This window comes from Nonomuraea basaltis, assembly GCF_005893125.1.
Taxonomy (GTDB): Bacteria; Actinomycetota; Actinomycetes; order Streptosporangiales; family Streptosporangiaceae; genus Nonomuraea; species Nonomuraea basaltis.
Genome location: NZ_VCJS01000044.1, coordinates 62,315 through 72,522 on the forward strand (window position 1 = coordinate 62,315; position 10,208 = coordinate 72,522).

Annotated in this window: 10 protein-coding genes and 1 pseudogene; 5 read left to right on the forward strand and 6 right to left on the reverse strand. The window is 70.8% G+C overall.

Annotated elements, in window-relative coordinates:
• Positions 1-40: 40 nt before the first annotated feature.
• From EJK15_RS22050 to bar, 3 genes are all read right to left on the reverse strand, one after another.
• The gene (locus tag EJK15_RS22050; RefSeq protein WP_138712347.1) at positions 41-1,048 is read right to left on the reverse strand and encodes a 1-aminocyclopropane-1-carboxylate deaminase; all 1,008 of its coding nucleotides are present in this window, start codon (positions 1,046-1,048) and stop codon (positions 41-43) included.
• A 63-nt stretch (positions 1,049-1,111) separates the two neighbouring features.
• Entirely contained in the window at positions 1,112-1,795 is a 684-nt protein-coding gene (locus tag EJK15_RS22055) for a GntR family transcriptional regulator (protein ID WP_138712348.1), read from the reverse strand.
• Between the two features lie 81 nt (positions 1,796-1,876).
• Positions 1,877-2,968, reverse strand: a complete 1,092-nt coding sequence (bar, locus tag EJK15_RS22060; RefSeq protein WP_138712349.1) for a barbiturase — start codon at positions 2,966-2,968, stop codon at positions 1,877-1,879.
• A gap of 166 nt (positions 2,969-3,134) precedes the next feature.
• Here bar and EJK15_RS22065 point away from each other — a divergent pair, with 166 nt between their 5' ends.
• The 3 genes from EJK15_RS22065 to EJK15_RS22075 all read left to right on the forward strand — a co-directional run bounded on the left by EJK15_RS22065 (position 3,135) and on the right by EJK15_RS22075 (position 6,091).
• Positions 3,135-3,818 carry an alpha/beta fold hydrolase gene (locus EJK15_RS22065; RefSeq protein WP_171074458.1) on the forward strand — a complete coding sequence of 228 codons (684 nt, stop codon included), beginning with the start codon at positions 3,135-3,137 and terminating at the stop codon, positions 3,816-3,818.
• Positions 3,819-3,885: 67 nt separating this feature from the next.
• Positions 3,886-4,971, forward strand: a complete 1,086-nt coding sequence (locus EJK15_RS22070) for an FUSC family protein (RefSeq protein ID WP_138712351.1) — start codon at positions 3,886-3,888, stop codon at positions 4,969-4,971.
• A gap of 34 nt (positions 4,972-5,005) precedes the next feature.
• Positions 5,006-6,091 carry an FUSC family protein gene (locus EJK15_RS22075; RefSeq protein WP_138712352.1) on the forward strand — a complete coding sequence of 362 codons (1,086 nt, stop codon included), beginning with the start codon at positions 5,006-5,008 and terminating at the stop codon, positions 6,089-6,091.
• Between the two features lie 15 nt (positions 6,092-6,106).
• Here the strand turns inward: EJK15_RS22075 and EJK15_RS22080 are convergent, their stop codons facing one another.
• From EJK15_RS22080 to EJK15_RS22090, 3 genes are all read right to left on the reverse strand, one after another.
• Positions 6,107-6,487, reverse strand: a complete 381-nt coding sequence (locus tag EJK15_RS22080) for a type II toxin-antitoxin system death-on-curing family toxin (protein ID WP_138712353.1) — start codon at positions 6,485-6,487, stop codon at positions 6,107-6,109.
• The gene (locus EJK15_RS22085; protein ID WP_240777131.1) at positions 6,484-6,681 is read right to left on the reverse strand and encodes a ribbon-helix-helix protein, CopG family; all 198 of its coding nucleotides are present in this window, start codon (positions 6,679-6,681) and stop codon (positions 6,484-6,486) included. The genes EJK15_RS22080 and EJK15_RS22085 overlap by 4 nt, the downstream gene beginning before the upstream one ends.
• A gap of 138 nt (positions 6,682-6,819) precedes the next feature.
• A complete protein-coding gene (locus tag EJK15_RS22090) occupies positions 6,820-7,986 on the reverse strand; it encodes a pyridoxal phosphate-dependent aminotransferase (protein ID WP_138712355.1) in 1,167 nt (388 codons plus the stop codon).
• Positions 7,987-8,008: 22 nt separating this feature from the next.
• Between EJK15_RS22090 and EJK15_RS22095 the strand changes: the two genes are divergently transcribed.
• A complete protein-coding gene (locus EJK15_RS22095; RefSeq protein WP_171074459.1) occupies positions 8,009-9,811 on the forward strand; it encodes an alpha/beta fold hydrolase in 1,803 nt (600 codons plus the stop codon).
• A pseudogene (locus EJK15_RS22100) lies at positions 9,787-10,208 on the forward strand (DUF418 domain-containing protein); the annotation flags it as partial. The gene EJK15_RS22095 and the pseudogene EJK15_RS22100, both read left to right, overlap by 25 nt.

The window sequence follows — 10,208 nt, forward strand, 5'->3', positions numbered from 1 at the left end:
TCTGCTCTCGTCGGCCTCGTCGACCTGATGGCCGCCTGGATCAGCGGAAGATGCCGCTGTAGGCGTTGAGGGCCGGCTGGCCGCCGAGATGGGCGTACAGGACGGTGGAGTCCTTCGGGATGTCTCCATCGCGTACGAGGTCGATGAGTCCGGCCATGGACTTGCCCTCGTAGACGGGGTCGATGATCATGCCTTCGAGGCGTCCGGTGAGCCGGATGGCATCCACGGTGGACTGGACGGGGATGCCGTAGAGGTCACCGGCCCAGCCCTCCAGTACGGTGATCTCGTCGTCGTACAGGTCCCGGCCGAGGCTTATGAGTTCGGCGGTGTTGCGGGCGATCTTCTCCACTTGGGCGCGGGTCTCGGCGAGCTTGGCCGAGGCGTCGATGCCCAGGACGCGCCGGGGCCGGTCCTGACCCGCGAAGCCGGCAATCATGCCGGCGTGAGTGCTGCCGGTGACGCTGCACACCACGACCGTGTCGAAGAAGACGCCGAGCTCGCGCTCCTGCTGCTGCACCTCATAGGCCCAGTTGGCGAAGCCCAGACCGCCCAGCGGGTGGTCGGACGCTCCGGCGGGGATCGCGTACGGGGTTCCTCCGGCCGCCCGGACGTCTTCCAGGGCTTGGTGCCAGCTGTCCTTGAAGCCGATGCCGAATCCCGCCTGCACCAGGCGGACATCGGCGCCCATGACGCGGGACAGCAGGATGTTGCCGACCTTGTCGTTGACCGCGTCCGGCCAGTCCACCCAGCTCTCCTGGACAAGAACGGCCTTCATGCCGGCCTTGGCGGCGACCGCGGCCACCTGCCGGGTGTGGTTGGACTGCACCCCGCCGATGCTGACCAGGGTGTCCGCCCCCTGGGCGAGGGCGTCCGGAATCAGGTACTCCAGCTTGCGGGTCTTGTTGCCGCCGAAAGCCAGCCCGCTGTTGCAGTCCTCCCGTTTGGCCCAGACGCGGGCACCGCCGAGGTGGTCGCTGAGCCGGTCCAGGGGATGGACGGGGCTAGGGCCGAACAGCAGGGGGTAACGCTCGAAGGCGTCGAGGGACATCGTGGCTCCTTGGGATGCGCCCGGTGCCGGGCCTGTGGTCAATGGGGCGGAGGTGCCGCAGGCTCAGTTGCCGGGGGCGTCGCCGCCAGGGAGTTGGATGTCGAGCAGAGGCACCAGCGTCTGCCAGTTGGCTCGGGTGGCAGCCGCCGCCCCCTCGACGTCTCCGGCCTCGCACAGAGCGATGATGCGGTCGTGCTGAGCGACCGAGCCCCGGCCACTCAGCGAGGAGAAGCGCGAGCGCTCCAGGCGCCGCAGCAGCGGCGTGAACTGTTCAAGAACGGCACGGATGGCGTGGTTGGCGCTGGCGGTGACCGGAACGCCGTGGAAGTCGTCGTCGGCGGCGATCGCCGCGTCGACGTCGTTGCGGCGCAGGGCGTCGGCGAAGCGTGCGTTGGCCTCCCGCATGGCGTCCAGCTCGGCGGCGGACAGGTTGGGCAGCGCCTCCCGGACGGCGAGTTCGTGCATGGCAGCCGTCACCGACTGAGCGGCGCGGGCAGCGCGTACGTCCAGGGGACTGACGATGGTGTAGCGGCCAGGCTTCGTCTGCACCAGGCCGGCCTGCTCCAGACGCGCCAGAGCCTCCCGAACCGGGGTGCGGCTGACGCCCAGCCATTCCACCAGGTCAGGGTCGTTGAGGCGTTCGCCAGGGGCTAGCGTGCCATCGACGATGGCGTCCCGGATCGCCCGGTACGCGTCTTCCCGAAGGAGTGACCTGGAGACGAGCCCTCGGCCCTGGGGAACTGGCATGCAATATATTGCACGCAGCATTATGAACGTTGTCAAGCGGCAGCGCGATCCCGGCCCGGTCCCCGGCCGGCCGGGGACCGGCTAACTCACGTCCGAGATGGCCGCCACCGGGCCGCCGCCCGACGGGCCCTGGTGGACGGCGGCCACCGAGACGAAGACCGCCGGGTCGCCCGTGACCGACGCCGCCACCCCGCCGACCGCCGCCTTGATCTGGCGGTGCCAGTGCACGTCGGAGTCGTCCAGCATGATGTTGCGCCGTCCCCGCACCCGCCCCGACGGGTCGGCCTCGCACTTCATGAACACGTTGACCAGCCGTCCCCCGAGGTCCGACGGGTGCGGCCGCTCGGGCAGGGGCAGTCCGGAGTCCCTGATGGCCTCCCAGATGCCGTCGGCGTCCAGGGCGTCCTTCATGACGCTGTGGCCGATGCGGTAGCGCCCGCCGATCCCCCGTACGTTGCCCACCAGCACGATCTGCGCCCGGTCCAGCTCCACCCCCGACGAGCAGGAGGCCACGGACGAGTACAGCGACAGGTCCTTGTGGATCTGGCCGGCACTCGGCATGTCGATCTCACCGAGGGCGACGGCGACGCCGAGGGCGGTGGTGGAGTTCGACAGGTCCATGGAGGGGCCGGTCTCCTCGATGGCGGTGTCCTGGCCGCGGCTCTTGGCGTCGGTGATGGTGGCCAGGGTGAGCAGCGGCGTCTTGGTCTGCACGTAGTGGACGTCGCGCGGGTCGTCGATGCCGGCGATCTTCATGGCCTCCCGTACCGCGGCGGCGACCTTCTCCACCATGGCGGGGCGGCCGATGTCCTCGGGGAGGATCACCTCGCTCATCGCGACCCCGACCGACAGGCGCGGCTCCTCGGTGGCGGGGGCGTTCGCGGTGGTGGCGAAGATCGTGGCGTGCGGGCTGAGCACGCCGTCGGTGCCGCCCGACCACACCAGCGGTACGCTCTCCGGCGCCGGATGCCCGTGCTCGGCCAGCACCTCCCGGAAGGCGCGGTCCGCCAGGATGCGGGTGTAGTCGTTGACGCCGCCGTTGCCCTCGGTCTTGCCGACGACGGCGAGCACCCGGTCCGCCTCGATCACCCCGTCGGCGATGAGCCGCGACAGCCCGGAGGCGTCGGTGACGCTCTCGATCGGCACCTTGCGCACTTCAATCGGGTCCGGCATGCGAAGCCCCTTCTCCAGTACCCGGTTCCGCTGCCCTGGCGACGCTAGCCGAGCCGGTCAGCGAGGTTCATGGGCAATGTCTGCCCATGAACGCCGCCGGCCATGTCAAGGTCCGCTCAGTGTCACGGTCAGGGACAGCCGCGCCGGCGGGGGTAGGGTCGCGGACGTGATTCGTGAAGCACACGTCAACGGGATCAAACTCGTGTACCGCGAGGAGGGGGACCCCGCCTCTCCCCCACTGCTGCTGATCCACGGCCGTACGGCAAATCACAACGATTGGAACGGCATCACCCAGCACTTCGCGGCCCGCTACCACGTGATCGTCCCCGACCTGCGCGGGCATGGGGCCAGCGACCATCCGGGCGAGTACCCGCTGCCCGGCATGGCCGAGGACATCGCGGGGCTGCTCGATCACCTGGGTGTGGCGCGGGCGACGCTCGTGGGACACTCGCTCGGCGGCATGGTCTCGTACCTCCTGGCCATGACCCATCCCGGCCGGGTCGAGCGGCTCGTGCTGGAGGATCCGGCGCCGCCGCGGCCGCTCGCAGGCCGCGAGCCGATCGTGGAGGACGGGTCGACCGGGTTCGACTGGCGGATGATGCACGACACCGAGCGGCAGTTCCTCGACCCCGATCCCGGCTGGCTGAAAGGGCTGGAAAGGATCACGGCGCCGACGCTGGTGCTGTCGGGCGGGGCGGCGAGCCCGTTCGACGCCGCGGAGCTGGCGGCGCTGATCCCGGGGGCCGAGCTGGTCACGATCGAGGCCGGGCACCTCATCCACACCTCGGCCCGCGGGCCGTTCCTGCGCGCGGTGGACGACTTCCTGAACGGCCGTCTCTCCGGAGGCTGAACGGCCGCTCTAATCGCGCCGTAACCCTGGCGTTATGTGCCCAGGCCAGGGTAGGTGGGTGGTCGACATGCACGTACACCAGCGCCTGAACAGGCTGCGGCTGATGGCGCCGCCGATCGCCCAGTGCGCTGTCGCGGCCGCGCTCGCCTGGCTCGTGGCCAAGGACCTGCTCGGGCACAGCCGCCCCTTCTTCGCCCCGATCGCGGTCGTCGTGTGCATCGGCGTCGGGCTCGGGCAGCGGCTACGCCGGGTCGGGGAGCTGGTCGTCGGGGTCAGCCTCGGCGTCGGCGTCGGCGACCTGCTGGTGTCGTGGATCGGGTCGGGCGCCTGGCAGATCGCGCTGGTGGTAGCGCTGGCGATGGCGGTCGCGGTGCTGCTCGACAGCGGCTCGCTGATCGTGCTCCAGGCCGGCTCCTCGGCGGTGCTCGTGGCGACCCTGCTGCCTCCGACCGGCACAGGCGGGATCGACAGGATGCTGGACGCCCTGGTCGGCGGCCTCATGGGGCTGGCCGCGGTGGCGCTGCTGCCCGCCAGTCCGAAGGCGCTCGCGACGCGGCACGCGATGGGGATGTTCGAGGCGCTGGCCGACGCCCTGCGGCGGATCGCGGAGGCCATCGAGCGGTCCGACTCGGCACTGGCCGCCGAGGCGCTGGAGGCCGCGCGGGGCAGCCAGACGAGCGTGGAGGAGTTCAAGCAGGCGCTGGAGACGAGCCGGGAGATCGCCACCATCTCGCCGTTGCACCGGCACCGCCGTACCAGGCTGGAGGGGTACGAGACGGCCGCGGTGCCGCTCGACCATGCGCTCAGGAACGCCAGAGTGCTGGCCAGGCGGGCCATCGTGGCGCTCGACGGCTCCAGCGAGCTGCCGCCCTGGCTGCCGGGGGCGCTGCGCGATCTGGCCGACGCGACGCTGCTGCTCAGGGACGAGCTGGCAGGCGGGCGGCAGCCCGAGCGGGCCGGCGCGGCGATCATGGCGGTGGCCTCGCGGCCGGACGCCGAGCGGTGGGGGTTCTCGGCGGACGTGATGATCGCGCAGGTCCGGTCGATCATCGTGGACCTGTTGCAGGCCACCGGCACCGAACGCGACGAGGCCGTGGCCGCTCTGCCCCCGCTGGACGTTCCCGGCGAGAAGGAGTCATCCGAGGGAACGTGACCGCAATGTCATTTAGATCGGCCAAGGTGGAAAGGTGCGAACCAGGCTCAGCGATCACGTAAAGGAACGACTGGGCACGTTCGGTCTCATGGTGCCGTCCATCGCGCAGTGCGCGGTGGGTGCCGCGCTGGCCTGGTTCGTCGCCATGGAGCTGCTCGGCCACCCGCGGCCGTTCTTCGCACCCATCTCCGTGCTGATCTGCGTCGGCGTCGGGCTCGGGCAGCGGCTGCGCAGGGTCGTCGAGCTGGTGGTCGGCGTCAGCCTCGGGGTGGGCATCGGCGACCTGCTGGTGTCCTGGATCGGCTCGGGACCGTGGCAGATCGCGCTGGTGGTCGCACTGGCCATGGCCACCGCGGGGCTGCTGGACAGCGGCGCGCTGTTCGTCGCGCAGGCCGGTTCGTCGGCGGTGCTGGTGGCCACGCTGGTGCCCGTTGAGGGTGTCGGTGGCCTGGACCGGATGGCCGACGCGCTGACCGGGGGCGTCATCGCGATCGCGGCGGTCGCGCTGCTGCCCGCGAGCCCGTTCACGATCGCGGCCAAGCACCTGTCCGGGGTGCTCGACGCGCTGTCCACGGTGCTGGAGCGGGCCGCGGAGGCGATCGAGAAGCGGGACGTGGACCTGGCGGCCGAGGCGCTGGAGGAGGCGCGCGGCACGCAGGCGGCGGTGGAGGAGTTCGAGCAGGCGCTGGAGACCAGCAAGGAGATCACCATGATCTCGCCGCTGCACTGGCATCGGCGGGGCCGCCTGGCCCGGTACGAGACCGCCGCCGTGCCCGTCGACTTGGCCCTGCGCAACGCCCGGGTGCTGAGCAGGCGCACGCTGGCCTCGCTCGGTGAGGCGAGCCCGCCGCCGGCGGCGCTGGCCGAGGCGATGCGGGAGGTGTCTGAGGCGGCGCTGCTGCTGCAGCTGGAGCTGGGGGCCGGGCGGGAGCCGACGCTGGCGCGGCAGGCGCTGCTGGCGGTGGCGGCGCGGGAGCGGCCCGAGGAGCTGGGCTTCTCGGCGCATGTGATCATCGCCCAGTTGCGGTCTGTCGTCGTGGACCTGCTGCAGGCGACGGGGATGGAGCACGAGGACGCCACGGCCGCGCTGACCCCGCTCGACAGGCCGGACCAGGAGTGAGCAGCCGGGCGCGCGTCAGGATGGCGGGGCGAAGGTGCGCAGGACGTCGGCGATCTCGTCGACCTCGGTGAGCTTGCCGGAGGCGACGGCGATGACGAGGTCGTAGGCGGAGTCGTCGTCGGTGTCCAGCACGACGCCGTTGAACCGGAGAAAGACGTCCGTCACCAGCCAGGACAGCCGTTTGTTGCCGTCGATCAGCGGATGGTTGACCGCCAGCGACTGCAGGAGCGCGGCAGCTTTCGTCACGAGATCGGGATAGGCCTCGTGGCCGAACATGGAAGAGCTCGGCCGATGCACGGCCGAGTCCAGCAAGCCAAGGTCCCTGACCGCGAGGACGTCGCCAAGCTCGGCCTCCGCGAGCTCGAGGACCTGCTCCAGGGTGAGGTAGCGGGTCATTCGCCGAGCCGATCCAGCACGGTCCGCCAGCGCTCCCTGGACTTCGCGCCGAGACGGCGAACCTCCTCGTCGGCCGCGTGCCGCGCCAGATACTCCTCGACGGCGGCCAGCACGATCTGCTGCATGCTTCGCCCTTCCACCTCCGCGCGCTTGCGGAGGGCTTCGGTCTGCTCGTCAGTCAAGCGAAGGGTCATGGCCATACCCCTATCGTAGACACGAGGCGGTATCACGGCGATACCACGCACTCAGTTTACCCTACGTGACCATTCGATGACTCATCACAGGGCAACAAGCCCTCCATCAGGCCGAAGTCGTAGTGAGAAATCCTGTGGTCAGGACGACAGGTGCTTCAGGCGGGTGACCGCCTCGTCGATGACCTCTTCCTTCTTGCAGAAGGCGAACCTGACGAAGTACCGGCCGCGCTCCGGATGGTCGTAGAACACCTGGGTCGGGATGGCCACCACCCCGGCCAGTTCCGGCAGCCGCCGCGTCAGCTCCAGCCCGTCCGTGAACCCCAGCGGCCTGATGTCGGTCTGCACGAAGTACGTCCCCGAGGGCCTGAGCACCTCGAACCCGGCCGCCGCCAGCCCCTCCATGAGCCGGTCCCGCTTGTCCTGCAGCCCGGACCGCAATGCGGCCACCCACTCCAGCTCGTGCCGCAGCCCGTACGCCACGGCCAGCTGCCACGGCGCGCTCGCGGTGAAGGTGAGGAACTGTTTGACCGTCTGCACCGCCGTGACCAGCGGCGCGGGGGCGCACACCCAGCCGGTCTTCCAGCCGGTCACCGAGAACGTCTTCCCGGCGGAGGAGATCATCACGGTGCGCTCGCGCATGCCGGGCAGCGTGGCCAGCGGGATGTGCTCGACCCCGTCGAACGTCAGGTGCTCGTACACCTCGTCGGTGATCGCGATCAGGTCGCGCTCCCGGCAGAGCTCGGCGATGGCGGTCAGTTCGGCCCTGGTGAACACCGTCCCCGTCGGGTTGTGCGGCGAGTTGACCAGGATGGCGCGGGTGCGGGGCGTGACGGCGGCGCGCAGCTCGGCGGGGTCGAACGTGAAGCGGCCCTCGACCGGCCGCATGGTCACGGCCACCAGTCGGGCCTGGGCCAGCGCGATGGAGGCGGCGTAGGAGTCGTAGTAGGGCTCGAACGCGATCACCTCGTCGCCCGGCTCGCACAGCGCGAGCACGCCGGCCGCGACGGCCTCGGTGGCGCCCACCGTGACCAGGATCTCGCCCGCCGGATCGTAGGACAGCCCGTAGTGCTCGGCGCGGTGGTCGGAGACCGCCCGGCGCAGCTCCAGCATCCCGGGCCCCGGCGGGTACTGGTTGGCGCCCGACATGATCGCCTGGATCGCGCGGTCCAGCATCGCCGCCGGCCCGTCGGTGTCGGGGAAGCCCTGGCCGAGGTTGATCGATCCGGTCTGTACGGCGAGCGCGCTCATCTCCGCGAAGATGGTCGTCCCGAAGGCGCGCATCCTGGATACAAGTGGTTCCGTCACAGCTCCACACTATTCTCGTCCCGTGATCATACGGGTCGTCCTCGCCCTCGCCCTGTCCGCGTCCCCGGTCATGACCACGGCCGCGGCCGGCGCGTCCCTGGTCACGACCCCGGTCGCAGCCGACGCACCCCTGGTCACGGCCTCGGTCGCAGCCTACGCACCCCTGGTCACGGCCTCGGTCGCGGCCGAGCCGCGCGACTGCCCGGTCGCCATGCCCGCCCGCACCACCTGCGGTTTCCTGGTCGTCCCCGAGCGCAGGGACGCCCCGGAACGGAAGATCAAGGTCGGCTACGCCGTCCGCCGCTCGATCGCGAAGGACCGCGAGCCGGATCCGGTCGTCTACATGAGCGGCGGTCCCGGGTCGGCGTCGATCCAGCTCACGGGTTTCCTGAGCCAGATGTTCCCCGATCGTGACGTGGTGACGATCGAGCAGCGCGGCGGCGGATACTCCGAGCCGGCGCTGGGCTGCCCCGAGACCGCCGCTGCGCTGCTCGGGCAGTTGCGCCGGCCGGCCGCCGACGTGGCCGCGGCCGCGCTCGAGTGCCGCGACCGGCTCCGGGAGCAGGGCGTCGACCTGCGGGGGTACAACACGAAGGAGATCGTGGCCGATGTGGTCGCGTTGCGCCAGGAGCTCGGCTACGAGTCGTGGAACCTGTTCGGCGTCAGCTACTCCACCAGGGTCATGCTGGACGTGGCCGCGGCCGACCCGCAGGGCGTGCGCGCCGTCGTGCTGGACTCGTTCCTCCCTGAGAGCGTCCCCTGGTACGACGACGCCGACCGGAATCTGGCCGACACGATGGCCCGGCTCGGCGTCAAGGACGGCTTCGAGGCCATGAGCGCCCGGCTCAACGCCGCCCCCGCGCAGGTGCCGACCACCGATCCGCTGCTCGGCCGGGCGTTCACGGCGCGGATGACCGGCGACGACGTGGCCACGATCATGGCTGAGGCGCTGCACGAGGCGGACGTGGCGGCGGTGGCGCCGGAGCTGCTCCCCGCGCTGGCCGAGGGGCGCGACGAGCTGCTGCGCCCGCTGGCGGACGCCGTGGGCGAGGGGCTGGTGTCGCACGAGTTCGGGCTGTACCACGCGGTGCAGTGCCAGGACGAGGTCCCGTTCAACACCTTCACCACCAAATCCCGACTGTTCACCGTAAATGCTGACAAAGCGGTGTGTGATGCCTTGCAGCTTCCCAAGTCCACGCCGGTCAACGCCGCCCCCAAGGCCCCGGTGTTGGTGCTCGGCGGCCAGTACGACCCCACCACACCCACCAGGACCAGCAAGCCCGCCGCCGAGGCCCTGCCCAACGGCCGCTTCGCGGAGATCCCCGGCGCCGCCCACGCCGTCTTCCTCGCCCGCGAGTGCGCCCGCCGCAAGATCGTCGAGTTCGTCGGCGACCCGGCCGCGAACACCGCCGCCCCCTGCCTGGACGACGCCGGCGGGCGGCCGGGCGACCTGCACGTGACGGGGGCGCCTTACCAGATCTCCCGGTCCCCCTGGCTGGCCGCGCCGTTGGCGCTGTTCGCGCTCGCGTCGCTGATCCAGCTGGTGGCGGGCGCGCTGAAGGGCAGGTCCGTGGCGGCGTTCGGCGGCCTGTCCGGCGTGGCGTTCGCCGGGCTGCTGGCCCAGTCCGTGTACGGTCTGGCGAGCAGGAACGAGACGGCCCTGGCCGTCGGCGTCCCCGGCATGATCGGCCTCTACACCTGGGTCGCGGTCGCCTCGGCCGTTCTGACCGCGGCGACGCTCGTCCGCCACCGCAGATGGCCACAAATCTTCGCAACCGTCATCAGCGGAGGATTCCTCGTATGGTGGTTCACCTGGTTCCTGTAACGCGCATCCGAGAGCTCGACGCCCTCCGCGGCTTCGCGGTGGGCGGCATCATGCTGGTCAACACCTGGCAGCACACTGTGGAGGACATCCCGCACGAGCAGCGAGCCGGCGTGGACTGGACCATCGAGGCGCTGTTCCAGAGCCGGTTCTACCCGATCTTCTCGCTGCTGTTCGGCATCAGCTTCATGCTGTTCCTGCGCGGCAACAGCCGCTGGGCGCTGCTGAGCAGGTTGTTCTGGCTGTTCTGCATCGGGCTGGCGCAGCGCGCCTTCTACGAGGGCGAGGTGCTGACCGACTACGCCCTCTGGGGGGCGGCGGTGCTGCTGCCCGCCACGTTCCTGACCCCAGGGTGGCCGGTGCTGGCGCTGGGCGTGGCGGGCATCGCGTGGGCGGTGGG